15 protein-coding genes are annotated in these 16,480 nt (G+C 52.9%); 7 read left to right on the forward strand and 8 right to left on the reverse strand.

Annotated features, from left to right (window positions below; translation table 11 throughout):
* Positions 1–49: 49 nt before the first annotated feature.
* Positions 50–1,330: a glutamate-1-semialdehyde 2,1-aminomutase gene (hemL, locus tag OGY09_RS11855; protein ID WP_032942398.1), complete on the reverse strand. Its 1,281-nt coding sequence runs from the start codon at positions 1,328–1,330 to the stop codon at positions 50–52.
* A 168-nt stretch (positions 1,331–1,498) separates the two neighbouring features.
* Between hemL and clcA the strand changes: the two genes are divergently transcribed.
* Genes clcA through erpA form a run of 3 tightly spaced genes read left to right on the forward strand, consistent with a single transcriptional unit; the run spans position 1,499 to position 3,346 of the window.
* Complete coding sequence (clcA, locus tag OGY09_RS11860) at positions 1,499–2,920, forward strand: H(+)/Cl(-) exchange transporter ClcA (protein WP_032942400.1); 1,422 nt, start codon at positions 1,499–1,501, stop codon at positions 2,918–2,920.
* 23 nt (positions 2,921–2,943) lie between these two features.
* A complete protein-coding gene (yadW, locus tag OGY09_RS11865) occupies positions 2,944–3,009 on the forward strand; it encodes a small protein YadW (RefSeq protein ID WP_122973801.1) in 66 nt (21 codons plus the stop codon).
* On the forward strand, positions 3,002–3,346 hold the full coding sequence (gene erpA / locus OGY09_RS11870; RefSeq protein ID WP_032942401.1) for an iron-sulfur cluster insertion protein ErpA: 345 nt from the start codon (positions 3,002–3,004) through the stop codon (positions 3,344–3,346). The genes yadW and erpA overlap by 8 nt, the downstream gene beginning before the upstream one ends.
* Positions 3,347–3,465: 119 nt before the next feature.
* Here the strand turns inward: erpA and OGY09_RS11875 are convergent, their stop codons facing one another.
* From OGY09_RS11875 to mtnN, 3 genes are read right to left on the reverse strand one after another with little or no spacing between them, the layout of a single operon-like run.
* On the reverse strand, positions 3,466–4,089 hold the full coding sequence (locus OGY09_RS11875) for a TRIC cation channel family protein (RefSeq protein WP_003829199.1): 624 nt from the start codon (positions 4,087–4,089) through the stop codon (positions 3,466–3,468).
* A gap of 37 nt (positions 4,090–4,126) precedes the next feature.
* Positions 4,127–4,927 carry a vitamin B12 ABC transporter substrate-binding protein BtuF gene (btuF, locus tag OGY09_RS11880; protein ID WP_003829197.1) on the reverse strand — a complete coding sequence of 267 codons (801 nt, stop codon included), beginning with the start codon at positions 4,925–4,927 and terminating at the stop codon, positions 4,127–4,129.
* The gene (gene mtnN, locus OGY09_RS11885; RefSeq protein ID WP_003829195.1) at positions 4,920–5,618 is read right to left on the reverse strand and encodes a 5'-methylthioadenosine/S-adenosylhomocysteine nucleosidase; all 699 of its coding nucleotides are present in this window, start codon (positions 5,616–5,618) and stop codon (positions 4,920–4,922) included. Before mtnN ends, btuF begins: the two co-directional genes overlap by 8 nt.
* Positions 5,619–5,701: 83 nt before the next feature.
* Between mtnN and dgt the strand changes: the two genes are divergently transcribed.
* From dgt to cdaR, 3 genes are all read left to right on the forward strand, one after another.
* The gene (gene dgt / locus OGY09_RS11890) at positions 5,702–7,219 is read left to right on the forward strand and encodes a dGTPase (protein ID WP_032942402.1); all 1,518 of its coding nucleotides are present in this window, start codon (positions 5,702–5,704) and stop codon (positions 7,217–7,219) included.
* 129 nt (positions 7,220–7,348) lie between these two features.
* Positions 7,349–8,782 (forward strand): serine endoprotease DegP, encoded by a 1,434-nt coding sequence (gene degP / locus OGY09_RS11895; RefSeq protein WP_003829191.1) that lies wholly within the window; start codon positions 7,349–7,351, stop codon positions 8,780–8,782.
* A 148-nt stretch (positions 8,783–8,930) separates the two neighbouring features.
* Positions 8,931–10,088 (forward strand): DNA-binding transcriptional regulator CdaR, encoded by a 1,158-nt coding sequence (gene cdaR / locus OGY09_RS11900; RefSeq protein WP_003829189.1) that lies wholly within the window; start codon positions 8,931–8,933, stop codon positions 10,086–10,088.
* A 94-nt stretch (positions 10,089–10,182) separates the two neighbouring features.
* Here the strand turns inward: cdaR and OGY09_RS11905 are convergent, their stop codons facing one another.
* The 4 genes from OGY09_RS11905 to map form a co-directional block, all read right to left on the reverse strand.
* Positions 10,183–10,569: a DUF3461 family protein gene (locus OGY09_RS11905; RefSeq protein ID WP_005132126.1), complete on the reverse strand. Its 387-nt coding sequence runs from the start codon at positions 10,567–10,569 to the stop codon at positions 10,183–10,185.
* A 109-nt stretch (positions 10,570–10,678) separates the two neighbouring features.
* Complete coding sequence (dapD, locus tag OGY09_RS11910) at positions 10,679–11,503, reverse strand: 2,3,4,5-tetrahydropyridine-2,6-dicarboxylate N-succinyltransferase (protein WP_003829186.1); 825 nt, start codon at positions 11,501–11,503, stop codon at positions 10,679–10,681.
* A 31-nt stretch (positions 11,504–11,534) separates the two neighbouring features.
* A complete protein-coding gene (gene glnD / locus OGY09_RS11915; protein WP_003829184.1) occupies positions 11,535–14,207 on the reverse strand; it encodes a bifunctional uridylyltransferase/uridylyl-removing protein GlnD in 2,673 nt (890 codons plus the stop codon).
* A gap of 113 nt (positions 14,208–14,320) precedes the next feature.
* Positions 14,321–15,115: a type I methionyl aminopeptidase gene (gene map / locus OGY09_RS11920; RefSeq protein ID WP_003829182.1), complete on the reverse strand. Its 795-nt coding sequence runs from the start codon at positions 15,113–15,115 to the stop codon at positions 14,321–14,323.
* Between the two features lie 449 nt (positions 15,116–15,564).
* Between map and rpsB the strand changes: the two genes are divergently transcribed.
* Positions 15,565–16,290: a 30S ribosomal protein S2 gene (rpsB, locus tag OGY09_RS11925; protein WP_003018553.1), complete on the forward strand. Its 726-nt coding sequence runs from the start codon at positions 15,565–15,567 to the stop codon at positions 16,288–16,290.
* The last annotated feature ends 190 nt before the right edge of the window (positions 16,291–16,480 follow it).

Genomic DNA, 16,480 nt, shown 5'->3' on the forward strand with positions numbered 1-16,480 from the left:
GGGTGGCGGCTTCGCCTTACCCGGCCTACATTTCTGCACGTTCTCTTTTTTACAATTTCGCAAACACCCGGCGCGCGGCGTCGATGGTGTTATTGATATCGTCTTCACTGTGCGCCACGGACATAAAGCCCGCTTCGAACGCGGACGGCGCCAGATAAATTCCTTCATCCAGCATCATGTGGAAGAAGCGCTTGAAGCGTTCAACGTCGCATGCCATCACATCCTGATAGCAGGTTACGGTTTCTGCATCGGTGAAGAAAATCCCGAACATTCCGCCCACATGGTTAACCACCAGCGGAATATTCGCTTCTTCGGCAGCTTCCAACAGACCTTCCGCCAGACGCATCGTCAGTTCGTTCAGCGTTTCATGAATACCCGGTTGGGCGACTTCGGTCAGACAGGCATAACCTGCCGCCATCGCGATCGGGTTACCGGAAAGTGTCCCCGCCTGGTAAACCGGACCGGTCGGCGCCAGTGCGTCCATCACATCGCGGCGACCGCCGAATGCGCCAACGGGCATTCCGCCACCGATAATTTTACCGAGGCAGGTCAGATCCGGCACGACGCCGTAATAATCCTGTGCTCCGGCCAGTGCCACGCGGAAACCGGTCATCACTTCATCGATAATCAACAGCGCGCCAAACTCATCGCACAATGCACGCAGGCCTGGCAGGAATTCTGGCAGCGGTGGGATGCAGTTCATGTTGCCGGCAACCGGCTCAACGATGATGCACGCAATCTCCTGCGGGTACTGTTCAAACGCTGCACGCACTGAAGAGAGATCGTTATAGGTGCAGGTCAGGGTGTGTTTCGCGAAATCAGCTGGAACGCCAGGGGAGTTCGGCTGGCCCAGCGTTAACGCGCCGGAACCGGCTTTGACCAGCAGGCAGTCAGCATGGCCGTGGTAGCAGCCTTCAAATTTGATGATTTTATCACGACCGGTGAAACCGCGCGCCAGACGGATTGCGCTCATTGTCGCTTCCGTACCGGAGTTCACCATGCGCACCATGTCCATGGTCGGCACTAATTCGGTGACCAGCTCCGCCATTTTCACTTCCATCTCGGTCGGTGCACCGAAGCTTAAACCGCGCTCCGCAGCTTCAATCACCGCATTACGGATTGCCGGGTGGTTGTGACCCAGTACCATCGGTCCCCAGGAACCGACGTAATCGACATAGGCTTTACCATCGACATCGTACAGATACGCGCCGTCCGCTTTTTCGATAAACAGCGGAGTACCACCCACGCCAGTAAAGGCGCGAACGGGGGAGTTAACGCCGCCTGGGATAAGTTCGCGTGCTGCGCTGTAGAGATTTTCAGACTTACTCATGGATGGGGTCCTGGTTCGTAGAAAAAGTAAATGCCCGCTATTCTAGTTATTCAGAGAAGGTTATGAAAGTTTTACGCATTTGAAACAATGCGATTTGCAGGGGATTTTCGCGAAATGTGCGAGTAGAATGCCGATTCCGTATTTGTATTACCAATTAATGATCATCTGATGAAGACAGACACTCCCTCTTTTGAAGCACAGCAAATTGTGCGTTTACGCCGCAGGGATCAAATTCGTCGTCTCCTGGAACGAGACAAAACGCCGTTGGCGATCCTGTTGATGGCTGCAGTAGTAGGTACTGTGACAGGGCTTGTTGGCGTGGCATTTGAGAAAGCGGTGACCTGGGTGCAGAATCAGCGCATTGGCGCGCTGGCTCAGGTTGCGGACCATGACATTCTGCTGTGGCCGCTGGCGTTTATTCTCTCGGCGTTGCTGGCGATGGTCGGCTATTTCCTGGTGCGTAAATTTGCGCCGGAAGCCGGTGGTTCGGGGATCCCAGAGATTGAAGGTGCGCTGGAAGAGCTGCGACCTGTGCGTTGGTGGCGTGTCCTGCCGGTGAAATTTATCGGCGGCATGGGCACGCTGGGTGCTGGCATGGTGCTTGGGCGTGAAGGTCCGACCGTGCAGATTGGGGGTAACCTCGGGCGCATGGTGCTGGATATTTTCCGCATGCGTAGCGCCGAAGCGCGGCATACCTTATTGGCTACCGGTGCGGCAGCGGGCCTTTCGGCGGCGTTTAACGCTCCGCTGGCGGGGATCCTGTTCATTATTGAAGAGATGCGCCCGCAGTTTCGCTATAACCTTGTGTCGATCAAAGCCGTGTTTACCGGCGTTATTATGTCGAGCATTGTGTTTCGTGTTTTCAACGGTGAAGCCCCGATAATTGAAGTCGGAAAGTTGTCTAATGCGCCAGTAAATACGCTGTGGCTGTATCTGGTGCTCGGGCTTATTTTTGGCTGTGTCGGGCCATTGTTTAACACCATGGTGTTGCGTACCCAGGATATGTTCCAGCGCTTCCACGGTGGTGAAATTAAAAAATGGGTGCTGATGGGCGGCGCGATCGGCGGTCTGTGCGGTATCCTGGGATTAATTCAACCTGAAGCGGCAGGCGGTGGCTTTAACCTGATCCCGATTGCCGCAGCAGGCAATTTTAGCGTCGGTCTACTGCTGTTTATATTTATCACCCGGGTCGTCACCACGCTGCTGTGCTTCTCATCCGGCGCGCCCGGTGGGATCTTTGCCCCGATGCTGGCGTTGGGGACGTTGCTTGGTACGGCGTTCGGTATGGCTGCGGCGGCCTCTTTTCCGCAGTATCACCTGGAGGCCGGAACCTTTGCCATTGCCGGAATGGGGGCTTTGTTGGCTGCTTCGGTGCGTGCGCCGCTAACAGGTATTGTACTGGTGCTGGAGATGACCGATAACTATCAGCTCATTTTGCCAATGATTATTACCTGTCTTGGCGCAACACTATTAGCCCAATTTATGGGCGGAAAGCCGCTATACTCGACTATCCTCGCTCGTACGCTGGCAAAACAGGAAGCGGAGCAGGCGGCAAAAAGCCAGGGTACTGCCGCTGGCGAGAATACTTGAACGAAATACCAGGGTATTAGATAATGGCCCAAAATATTGGGTTGAAATTTACCCAATTGCCGATGTCGTTTGGAGCAAAATATGAGTGATGACGTAGCGCTGCCACTGCAATTTACTGAAGCAGCAGCCAATAAAGTTAAAAGCCTGATCGCTGACGAAGATAACCCGAATCTGAAATTACGCGTGTATATCACTGGCGGTGGTTGCAGCGGTTTCCAGTACGGTTTCACCTTTGATGATCAGATCAATGAAGGTGATATGACCATTGAGAAACAAGGTGTTGGTCTGGTCGTTGATCCGATGAGTCTGCAATATCTGGTGGGCGGCGCGGTTGACTATACCGAAGGTCTGGAAGGTTCCCGCTTCGTTGTGACTAACCCGAATGCGAAAAGCACCTGCGGGTGTGGTTCTTCTTTCAGCATCTGATTGCTGTCTGTAATACTGATGGTCTGATGTTGTAGGCCCGGTAAGCGTAGCGCCACCGGGCAATGTGCCGGATAGCGGCGTAAACGCCTTATCCGGCCTACATGTTCTGTATCGTCATATCAACGCCCGTTATCATCCAGCGCAAACGTCGGCAATTTCAGATGCCAGCGAATGGCGGCAAGCCGAATCAGCAGGGTGACAATCATCCCCATCATACTGGCGTTTTCCAGTGAAACATCAAAGGTATAAAACGCTGTCGCATGCACGATCCCGCCGATAATACAGGCTGTGGCGTAGATCTCGGTGCGCAAAATCATCGGGACTTCACGAGCTAACACATCGCGAATGATCCCACCACCAACGCCGGTAATCACCCCCATACAAATCGCCACCAGCGGCCCTGTTCCTGCGAGAAATGCCTTGTTGACCCCAATACCCACGAACACAGCCAGACCAACGGCATCCAGCACCGGAAGGATCCATTTCGGTATGCGTCTTGGTTGACGTACCAACAGGATCGTCAGCATGCTGGTGATCATCGCCACCACCAGATCGGTAGGATCCTTAACCCAAAAAACCGGTCCATTATCCAGCGCCATATCGCGGATCGTTCCACCACCAACGGCGGTAACCACGCCGAGTACCAGGACGCCAAACGGATCCATACGTAATTTTCCGGCCAGTAATACGCCAGAGATTGCAAATACCGCGGTGCCGACAATATCAAGCCAATAGACGAGCATTTTTAAATCCTCACAACAGACCTGGTGGGGGCAGGCGCTAATTTATCTGTGAAAGCGCATTACAGAGTTGTTTTGCGGCGAGGATAATACGCGGGCTCGCGCGTTCGAACCAGTCACTATTAAGTGTAATAATGGGTATTTTTAGCTGGTTTCCCCAGTATTGCTCAATTTTCAGAGTTTCGCCCGGACCGCCTGTGGCAACAATAGCCTGGGGGGCTCGTGCCAGGACCTGCTCACGGCTAACCTGCGGCCAGGGAACCCGACTACCGGCAAAGATGTTTTCTCCGCCGCATACCTCAAGAACTTCGTGCTGAATAGAACCTTTTCCACTGGTAAACAGAGGATTGGCACCAAACTGGAGAAACACGCGTTTTTTCGGTTTGTTGGCATACTGAGATTTAAGTAAAGCATAGTCATCAAGCATGGTTTGCGCCGCCTGTTTAGCTTGTTCAGGCTTGGGGCTCCATGCTGCTAATTGGCGTAGCGCATCGGCAACCTGCTCAATGGTAACGGCATCCACCCAGATGACCTTAATTCCCAGAGAGGTCAGTTGATTCACCTGCCGCTCAGCATTTCCCCCGCGCCAGGCGACGACCAAATCAGGTTTCAGCGCCACAATACGTTCAAGATTCATCCCTTGCCAGGTTGAGACTTCCTCAATATTTTTGGCTTCTGGCGGGTAGTTTGAATAGCTGCTGACGCCAACGGGGGTAATGCCAGCGGCAAAAGCGAGTTCAGTATTGGCAGGAGAAAGCGTCACAACACGCGGCGCGGCGTAAAGGAACGCCGGGAGAGTGAAAAGCAGGGCGACCAGCGCCCTGGAGAGTAATTTAGCCATGCGCCAGTTTCTGTACCAGCGTTTCAACCATCAGGCTTGACTGCTTCGCGGCAACCACCAGGAATTCGTCAAAGCTGAGATGGGACTGCTGATCGGCAACGTCAGAGATAGCGCGAACCACGACAAATGGCACGTTAAAGTTGTGGCAAACGTGCGCAATTGCGGTCGCTTCCATCTCAACGGCAATCGCCTGTGGGAAGTTATGCTTAATTTTAGCCAGCCCCACGGAACCGTTAATGAATGCGTCGCCGCTGACGATAAGTCCGCGAACGGCGTTCAGATTGAGTTCGGCGATGCAAGACTCTGCGGCAGCAATCAACGCAGGATCGGCTTTAAAACCCGCCGGGCAGCCCGGTAGCTGACCAAATTCATAACCAAAGGCAGTGACGTCGGCGTCGTGATAGCGCGCTTCGTCAGAAACTACGATATCCCCGACTTTCAGCGTAGAGGCCAGGCCACCCGCAGAACCGGTATTAATGATGGCGTCCGGCTTGCAGCGTTCAAGCAGCAGCGTAGCGCCCAGTGCCGCAGCCACTTTACCGATACCCGATTTCAGCAGCGCAACCTCTGTACCGTTCAGTTGGCCGGTGTAAATTTCACAACCGCCGAGCGCGATGGTCTGACGGTTTTCGATTTTGTCACGCAGCAGCGTAACTTCTTCTTCCATTGCACCAATGATGCCGATTTTCATAGATTTACTCGCGATAAGCCAGATTTGAGGGCATAGTCTATCATGCGCTTAAGGGGTAGCGCATTTCTCAGGCGGGAGAGGACATGGCACAGATCGATTTCCGAAAAAAAATAAACTGGCATCGTCGTTACCGTTCGCCGCAGGGCGTGAAGACTGAGCATGAGATCCTGCGTATTTTCGAAAGCGATCGCGGACGTATTATCAATTCACCGGCAATTCGCCGACTGCAACAAAAAACGCAGGTCTTTCCGCTGGAGCGTAATGCGGCAGTACGCACACGCTTGACGCACTCGATGGAAGTTCAGCAGGTTGGGCGCTATATCGCGAAAGAGATCCTCAGCCGACTGAAAGAACTAAAGCTGCTGGAGCAGTATGGCCTGGATGAACTGACAGGGCCATTTGAGAGTATTGTCGAAATGTCCTGCCTGATGCATGACATTGGTAATCCGCCGTTTGGCCATTTTGGGGAGGCGGCAATTAATGACTGGTTTCGCCAGCGACTGTATCCCGCAGACGCAGAAAGTCAGCCCCTAAGTGATGACCGTTGCCAGGTGACGGCATTACGATTGCGTGAAGGCGAAGAGTCGCTGAATGATATTCGCCGCAAGGTGCGCCAGGACCTGTGCCATTTTGAAGGCAATGCGCAGGGTATTCGCCTTGTGCATACGTTGATGCGTATGAACCTTACCTGGGCGCAGGTTGGCGGTATTTTAAAATATACCCGTCCGGCGTGGTGGCGCGGCAGTGCACCCGAGACACACAACTATTTAATGAAGAAGCCGGGTTATTACCTTTCTGAAGAACCGTATATTGAGCGGTTGCGTAAAGAATTATCATTAGCGCCTTACAGTCGCTTTCCATTAACCTGGATTATGGAAGCTGCCGATGATATCTCTTATTGCGTGGCGGATCTGGAAGATGCCGTTGAGAAAAGAATCTTTAGCGTCGAGCAACTTTATCACCACCTGCATGAGGCGTGGGGGCAGCATGAAAAAGGTTCCCTGTTTAGCCAGGTTGTTGAAAACGCCTGGGAGAAGTCACGTTCAAATACATTAAGCCGGAGTACCGAAGATCAGTTCTTTATGTATTTACGCGTCAATACGCTGAATAAACTGGTGCCATATGCGGCCCAGCGGTTTATTGATAATTTGCCGCAGATTTATGAAGGCAGCTTTAATCATGCGCTGCTAGAAGATGCCAGTAGCTTCAGCCAGCTACTGGGTGTTTATAAAAATGTGGCGGTAAAACATGTGTTTAGCCATCCGGATGTTGAACAACTGGAATTACAGGGCTATCGGGTGATCAGCGGGTTGCTGGAGATCTATCAGCCGTTATTAAAAATGTCTCAGTCAGATTTTTCTGAACTGGTCGACAATGAAAGAGCAAAACGTTTTCCTATCGAGTCCCGTTTATTTCAGAAGTTGTCTACCCGCCATCGTCTTGCATATGTTGAGGCGGTTAGTAAAATATCGACGGGGTGCGCCGAGTATTCGGTTCTGGAATATTATTATCGCTGTCGGCTGATTCAGGATTATATCAGCGGAATGACAGATTTGTATGCCTGGGATGAATATCGTCGCTTGATGGCCGTAGAACAATAAATACTCATTTGTAAAGACGGACAATAAAATTTTACTTTTTCCTTAAACTTAATTCTGGAACTTAGCGCTATAAAACGACTCTGACGTATACAGCAATTTTGCGTTACCTGTTAATCGAGAACGAAACACATGAAAAAAACCACATTAGCAATGAGTGCACTGGCTCTGAGTTTAGGTTTGGCGTTGTCCCCCCTGTCTGCTACAGCGGCTGAGACGTCGTCTTCAGCAATGACCGCCCAACAGATGCCAAGCCTGGCCCCGATGCTCGAAAAAGTGATGCCATCGGTGGTAAGTATTAACGTCGAGGGGAGCACGACGGTAAATACGCCGCGCATGCCGCGTAATTTCCAGCAGTTCTTCGGTGATAATTCACCGTTCTGCCAGGACGGTTCTCCGTTCCAGAGTTCACCGTTCTGCCAGGGCGGCGCACCGGGCGCTGACAATGGCGGCGGCCAGCAGCAGAAATTTATGGCACTCGGTTCCGGCGTAATTATTGATGCCGCGAAAGGGTATGTCGTGACCAATAACCACGTGGTAGATAACGCCACGGTGATTAAAGTTCAGTTGAGCGATGGTCGTAAATTTGACGCGAAGATCGTGGGTAAAGATCCGCGCTCCGATATCGCGCTGATCCAAATTCAGGATCCGAAAAACCTGACGGCGATTAAGCTGGCAGATTCCGATGCGCTGCGCGTGGGTGATTACACCGTGGCAATTGGTAACCCGTTTGGCCTTGGTGAAACGGTGACTTCCGGTATTGTTTCTGCGCTGGGACGTAGTGGCCTGAACGCGGAGAACTACGAAAACTTTATTCAGACGGATGCTGCGATCAACCGGGGTAACTCCGGTGGTGCGCTGGTCAACCTGAACGGTGAGCTGATCGGTATTAACACCGCGATCCTCGCACCGGACGGCGGTAACATCGGTATCGGTTTTGCGATCCCAAGCAACATGGTGAAAAACCTGACCTCGCAGATGGTTGAGTTTGGCCAGGTTAAACGCGGTGAGCTGGGCATTATGGGTACCGAGCTGAGCTCTGAGCTGGCGAAAGCGATGAAAGTTGACGCCCAGCGTGGCGCATTCGTCAGCCAGGTGATGCCGAACTCTTCCGCAGCGAAAGCGGGGATTAAAGCCGGGGATGTGATTACCTCCCTGAACGGCAAACCTATCAGCAGCTTCGCCGCCCTGCGTGCGCAGGTCGGTACGATGCCGGTTGGCAGCAAAATCACCCTGGGTCTGCTGCGTGACGGTAAGCCGGTCACCGTGAACCTGGAATTGCAGCAGAGCAGCCAGACTCAGGTTGACTCCAGCTCTATCTTTAAAGGCATCGAAGGTGCCGATATGAGCAACAAAGGCCAGGACAAAGGTGTCGTGGTAAGCGACGTGAAACCGAATTCTCCGGCTGCACAGATTGGCCTGAAGAAAGGGGATGTGATTATCGGCGCGAACCAGCAGCCGGTGAAAAACATCGCTGAACTGCGCAAAATCCTCGACAGCAAACCGGCTGTACTGGCGCTGAACATTCAGCGCGGTGACAGCTCCATCTATCTGTTGATGCAGTAATCTCCCTCAACCCCTTCCTGCACAGGAAGGGGTTTCTTTTTGTGATACTTCCCACAACTCCATACTTCTCCCTTTCGCTTTGTGCATTTGCACAATGTCGCCGCTTATTATCTTCCCTATGCTTGAGCTCTGCTCACAGGAGGGGTTTATGGCTGGTTGGCATCTTGATACCAAAATGGCGCAGGATATCGTGGCGCGTACCATGCGCATCATTGATACCAATATCAACGTAATGGATGCCCGTGGGCGGATAATCGGCAGCGGCGATCGCGAACGTATTGGTGAATTGCACGAAGGCGCGCTGCTGGTGCTTTCGCAGGGTCGGGTGGTCGATATCGACGATGCGGTGGCACGTCACTTGCACGGTGTACGACAGGGGATAAACCTGCCTCTACGTCTGGAAGGCGAAATCGTTGGCGTTATCGGCCTTACCGGCGAGCCGGAGCATCTGCGCAAATACGGCGAGTTAGTATGTATGACCGCCGAAATGATGCTGGAACAGTCGCGCTTGATGCATCTGTTAGCGCAGGATAGCCGTCTGCGTGAAGAGCTGGTGATGAACCTGATTCAGGCGGAAGAGAATACGCCAGCGCTGATGGAATGGGCCCAGCGTTTAGGCATTGATTTGAACCAGCCACGCGTGGTGGCGGTGTTGGAGGTCGATAGTGGCCAGCTTGGCGTTGACAGTGCGATGGCGGAGTTACAGCAATTGCAGAATGCGTTGACCACACCCGAACGTAATAATCTGATTGCGATTGTTTCCCTGACCGAGATGGTGGTGCTGAAACCGGCGCTCAATCAGTTTGGCCGCTGGGACGCTGAAGATCATCGTAAGCGCGTTGAGCAGCTTATTGCCCGTATGAAAGAGAACGGACAGCTGCGTTTTCGCGTATCGCTGGGCAACTATTTTACCGGGCCCGGTAGCATTGCCCGTTCGTATCGTACGGCGCGCACTACCATGATGGTCGGCAAGCAGCGGATGCCGGAAAGCCGTAGCTATTTCTATCAGGATTTGATGCTGCCAGTACTGCTGGACAGCCTGCGCGGCGGCTGGCAGGCCAATGAGCTGGCGCGTCCGTTGGTGAGGCTGAAAGCGATGGATAACAATGGGTTGCTGCGTCGGACACTGGCGGCATGGTTTCGTCATAACGTCCAGCCGCTGGCCACCTCAAAGGCACTGTTTATTCACCGCAATACGCTGGAATATCGCCTGAATCGTATTTCAGAACTGACCGGGCTGGATCTGGGGAATTTTGACGACCGACTGCTGCTGTACGTGGCGTTACAACTGGATGAACAGCATTGATTAACTGCCTGGTGGCGCTACGCTTATCAGGCCTACGAGGATATACCTGTAGGCCGGATAAGGCGTAAGACGCCGCCATCCGGCAACAAACGGCTTATTTACGCGTCAGTTTTTCCAGATCGGCTTCAATTTCGCTGATCTTGTTGGTCACGACGCTTTCGAGATGACGTAAATCATCAAGGATCTTGCGTTTAAGATCGACTTCGCTGCGATCGCGCTGGCAGATCTGATCCAGTTCATCGATCACATAGCGCAGGTTGGGACTGATCTCCTGCACTTCTTTGTAACCCTGGCCGATGCCATCAGCTACCACCGTTTTGCGCTGACGGGGATATTTGAACTTCACGCTCTTGGCAAAAAACTCGCCTTTATCCTTTTGGAAATAGATTTTCAGGATATCGTTGTTGGCTTCTTGCCGCAGGCTGTAACGATCGATCTCTTCAGGATTAGTAATGCCCAGACTTTTCAGATTGTCATACATAGCGGTACCCTTAAGCTCACTATAACCATTGAATAATTAACGAAAAGCCTTGTTTATGCCACTCGCAGATGTAAAAAAAGCGGGCTAAGCCCGCTTTTTCAAATCGCTGTTAGTCGATAGTGCGCAACAGTTCGTTGATTCCCACTTTGCCACGCGTTTTGGCATCGACTTTCTTCACAATCACCGCGCAGTACAGGCTGTATTTACCATCTTTCGACGGCAGGTTGCCGGAGACGACCACGGAGCCTGCCGGAACGCGACCATAATGCACTTCGCCAGTTTCGCGATCGTAAATACGGGTGCTCTGACCGATGTACACGCCCATGGAGATAACAGAACCTTCTTCGACGATCACGCCTTCAACCACTTCAGAGCGTGCGCCGATGAAGCAGTTGTCTTCGATGATGGTTGGGTTAGCCTGCAACGGCTCCAGTACGCCGCCGATGCCAACGCCGCCGGACAGGTGTACGTTTTTACCGATTTGCGCACAGGAACCGACTGTCGCCCAGGTATCAACCATCGTACCTTCATCAACATAAGCGCCGATGTTTACGTAAGATGGCATCAGCACGGTGTTACGGGCGATAAACGCACCCTGACGCACGGCCGCAGGCGGAACCACGCGGAAACCTTCCTTCTGGAAGCGCGCTTCGTCGTAGTTGGCGAATTTCATCGGTACTTTATCGAAGTAACGGCTTTCCGCACCTTCGATGACCTGATTATCGTTAATACGGAAAGAGAGCAGGACCGCCTTTTTCAGCCACTGATGTGTGACCCACTGACCCTCAATCTTCTCTGCGACGCGCAGTGCACCGGAATCCAGTAAAGAAATAACCTGATTCACCGCTTCGCGGGTTACGGTATCTACATTTGCCGGAGTAATGTCGGCACGGCGCTCGAAAGCGGACTCAATAACGTTCTGTAACTGCTGCATTGTTAAACTCTTTCCATAATAAATAAAAACATCACCCTTTATCGTTTGGATTGAGGGCCTCTGTCAACCGTTGATGCACTTCCTGCTGCAGCTCATTATTAAGGGCGCGCCGGTCGGCGGTGGCGATTATGAATAAATCTTCTACTCGCTCGCCAATGGTTGTAATTCGGGCGCCATGCAGCGAAATTCCCAGATCGGCAAAAATCTGCCCGACCCGCGCCAGCAGGCCGGGCTGGTCGAGAGCGATAAGCTCCAGGAATGATTTTCGGTCGGTATGGGTCGGCAAAAAGGTGACCTCAGTATCGACGGTAAAGTGGCGTAATTTTGCCGGCTGGCGACGCGGTTGCGGTGGCTGCCAACTGCGCTGCGTGATGGCCTGTTCCAGTCCAAAACGGATCGCTTCGTGTCGATCTGAAGACAACGGGCTGCCGTCCGGTTCCAGTACGATGAACGTATCCATCGCCATCCCATCGCGGGTAGTGAAAATCTGCGCATCGTGGACGCTAAGATTACGCCTGTCCAGTTCAGCGCAGACGGCGGCAAACAGGTAAGGGCGGTCAGGGCTCCAGATGAAAATTTCTGTCCCGCCGCGCGTGGCCTGTGGGCTGAGCAGGATCAGCGGCTTGCTGAGATCGTGTTGCAACAGATGGCGCGCATGCCAGGCCAGCTGATTTGGGCTGTGACGCACGAAGTAGTTGGCGCGACAGCGTGACCAGATGTGGTGCAACGCTTCTTCATCAATGTTGTCCATTCGCAGTAGCGCCAGCGCCTGAAGTTGATGATGGCGTACACGCTCACGCATATCCGGCGTATTTTGCATGCCACGACGGAGTTGTTTTTCCGTCGCGAAGTACAGCTCGCGCAGCAGGCTTTGCTTCCAGCTATTCCACAGCGTTTCGTTGGTGGCGCAAATATCCGCGACGGTCAGACACACCAAAAAGCGCAGACGGTGTTCCGTTTGTACCTCTTCGGCGAATTGCTTGATCACTTCTGGATCCTGAATATCGCGGCGCTGAGCGGTCACCGACATCAGCAAATGCTGGCGCACCAGCCACACGATCAGCTGCGTTTCGCGGGAATTCAGGCCGTGCAGTTCGGCGAACTTGAGCACATCCTGAGCGCCGAGTACCGAGTGATCGCCGCCGCGACCTTTGGCGATATCGTGGAACAGCGCGGCAATCAGAATCAACTCCGGCTGTCGCAGACGCGGCCATAGATCCACACACAGCGGATGGCGCTGACGGGTCTCTTCGTTAGCAAAACTTTCCAGCTTGAGCATTACGCGGATGGTGTGTTCATCCACCGTATAGGCATGAAACAGGTCAAACTGCATTTGGCCGACTATATGCGACCATTGCGGCATATAAGCCCACAACACGCTGTGGCGATGCATTGGCAGCAGACCGCGGCTCACCGCACCCGGATGACGCAACATACTGAGAAACAGCGATCGCGCTTCCGGGATGTAGCACAGCGGTTGGGTTAAATGACGGCGGGCATGACGCAGATGGCGCAGCGTGGTGGAGTAAATTCCGCTGATCGCGCTGTTACGCACCATGATGTAAAACATCCGCAGTATCGCTTCGGGTTTACGGATAAACAGGTCGTCGTTGCGCAGATCGATCAACGTGCCGCGCAGTTGGAAGTCGTCATCAATCGGGCGCGGTTTTTCATCGGCGGGCATGGCGAGGATCGCCTCGTCGAACAGTTGCAACAGCATGTGATTCAGTTCGCTGACCCGTCGGGTGACGCGGAAATAGTCTTTCATCATCCGCTCGATAGGCTCGTTGCCTTCGCCGCCGTAGTTTAGCCGTTGCGCCACGCTGAGCTGGCGGTCAAACAGCAGGCGGTTGTCGTAACGACTAACGACCAGATGCAGGGCGAAGCGAATCCGCCACAGGATATGCAAACATTCATTCAGCTCGGCGCGTTCAGCCAGTGTCAAAAAGCCGAAGCCGACCATTTCGTCCAGTGAGGTGGCGCCAAAATGGCGACGCGCCACCCATTGCAGGGTATGGATATCGCGCAGGCCGCCGGGACTGCTTTTGATGTCCGGCTCCAGGTTGTAGCTGGTGCCGTGATAGCGCTGGTGGCGCTGATTCTGCTCTTCCACTTTAGCGGCGTAAAACTTGTCGGAAGGCCAGAAACCTTCGCTAAAAATATGCTTTTGCAGCTCCAGAAACAGCGCCACATCGCCGATCAGCAAGCGTGTTTCAATCAGGTTGGTGGCGACGGTTAAATCTGACAATCCTTCCAGCAGACACTCTTCCAGCGTACGCACGCTATGCCCAACCTCCAGCCTCACGTCCCATAGCAGCGTTAACAGCTCACCGACTTTCTCGGCCTGCGCATCAGGCAGCTTTTTACGACTCAGGATCAGCAGGTCAATATCGGAAAGCGGGTGCAATTCGCCTCGTCCGTAGCCACCAACGGCAACCAGCGCCAGATCGGCTATTTGCCCGAACCCAGCTTCTATCCACAAACGCTGTAGCAGTTGGTCAATAAATTCGGTGCGGGCCTCAATGAGCTGTTCTGCGGAAATTCCACTGTCAAACGCTTCGCCTAACCAGTTCTGGAAGGTGTCGATATGCGCTTTAATGCCGGAGCAGTTGAGATCTTGCTGTGGCCATGTCCCTGGGTTTTGCGGTTGGCCAGGCAGGGTGGGGAGGGCAGTATTTGCGTGCTGTTCAGGAAGTGTATTCATTATGCGCCACCCATTAAAAAGCCGGATGATGGCGTGAACGCCTTATCCGGCCTACTAAGTAGTACAATTTGTAGGCCTGATAAGATGCGAATGCATCGCCATCAGGCAAAACATTATTCGCCGTGTGTGATGATCGCCGGGATGGTGTCATCCTTGCGTAACGTCAGAATTTCACAGCCGTTTTCCGTCACTACAATAGTATGCTCGTACTGTGCAGACAAGCTCCGGTCTTTGGTTTTCACCGTCCAGCCGTCTTTCATGGTGCGGATGCGGTAATCACCGGCATTCAGCATCGGTTCTATGGTGAACGTCATGCCCGGCTGCAGTACCACACCACCGTCGTCTGCATCGTAGTGCAGAACCTGTGGCTCTTCATGGAAGCCGCGACCGATACCGTGACCGCAGTATTCACGAACAACAGAGAAACCTTCGCCTTCCGCGTATTTCTGAATCGCAGCGCCCAGCGTGCGCAGGCGAATGCCCGGTTTTACCATTCGCAGCGCCAGATACAGGCTTTCCTGTGTGACGCGGCACAGACGCTCGCCCAGAATAGTAGGTTTGCCGACGATAAACATCTTGGAGGTATCGCCGTGGTACTCGTCTTTAATCACGGTTACGTCGATGTTGACGATGTCGCCGTCTTTCAGAAGTTTAGCGTCGTCCGGGATCCCGTGGCACACGACTTCATTAATAGAGATACATACGGATTTCGGATAGCCGTGATAGCCCAGGCAGGCGGAAATAGCCTGCTGCTCATTCACGATGTAGTCATTACAGAGGCGATCCAGCTCGCCGGTGCTGACGCCCGGTTTAACAAACGGCGCGATCATTTCCAGTACATCAGCGGCCAGGCGGCCAGCGACGCGCATTTTTTCGATTTCTTCAGGGGTCTTGATTGAGATAGCCATAAATTCTGTCCATCAGTGCCGATGATATCGGCAATAATTGTTTAAGTGCTGCCAATGGTATCAGTCTGGGGTGTACCCTGCCAAATTGAGAATCATTCTGAACTTCGCCTTTCGTGCCACAGATGCGTTGGCTACATTTTTTCACCCCAGTCACTTACTGGTTGTAAGCTCCCGGGGATTCAAAAATTTGCCGCCTTCCTGTAACACGAAATTCATCGTTCATTCAGCACAGACCGCCAACAATTATTGGTGTCGGTGGCGTATTTGTGGTATAAAGCGCGCCGGACTTCCGATCCATTCGAAGACTACACACGATGGACGGGAGCGACAAATCTCACTTTGTGTAACAACACACACGTATCGGCACATATTCCGGGGTGCCCTTTGGGGTCGGTAATATGGGATGCGTGGAGGCTTAACCCCAACTTTTATATATAGAGGTTTTAATCATGGCAACTGTTTCCATGCGCGACATGCTCAAGGCTGGTGTTCACTTCGGTCACCAGACCCGTTACTGGAACCCGAAAATGAAGCCGTTCATCTTCGGTGCGCGTAACAAAGTTCACATCATCAACCTTGAGAAAACTGTACCGATGTTCAACGAAGCTCTGGCTGAACTGAACAAGATCTCTGCTCGTAAAGGTAAAATCCTTTTCGTTGGTACTAAACGCGCTGCAAGCGAAGCGGTGAAAGAAGCTGCTAACAGCTGCGACCAGTTCTTCGTGAACCATCGCTGGCTGGGCGGTATGCTGACTAACTGGAAAACCGTTCGTCAGTCCATCAAACGTCTGAAAGATCTGGAAACTCAGTCTCAGGACGGTACTTTCGAAAAGCTGACCAAGAAAGAAGCGCTGATGCGTACTCGTGAGCTTGAGAAACTGGAAAACAGCCTGGGCGGTATCAAAGACATGGGCGGTCTGCCGGACGCTCTGTTCGTAATCGATGCTGACCACGAGCACATTGCTATCAAAGAAGCAAACAACCTGGGTATCCCAGTATTTGCTATCGTTGATACCAACTCTGATCCGGACGGTGTTGACTTCGTTATCCCGGGTAACGATGACGCAATCCGTGCTGTGACCCTGTACCTGGGCGCTGTAGCTACTACCGTTCGTGAAGGCCGTTCTCAGGATCTGGCTTCCCAGGCGGAAGAAAGCTTCGTAGAAGCTGAATAATAAGGCACGCTCGTTAGAGCGACCCCTTATATATCCAAGATAATTCGAGTTGCAGGAAGGCGTTGACGCAACGAATCCCCCGGAGCTTACATAAGTAAGTGACTGGGGTGAGTAAGGAAAACAACGCACCTGCAGCTGGAAGAATGACGGATATAGGCCAGGTAGTATCACGTTTGGTTAGGGGGCCTGT

The sequence above is a fragment of the Citrobacter sp. Cpo071 genome (assembly GCF_030332765.1).
In the GTDB taxonomy this organism is placed as follows: domain Bacteria; phylum Pseudomonadota; class Gammaproteobacteria; order Enterobacterales; family Enterobacteriaceae; genus Citrobacter; species Citrobacter portucalensis.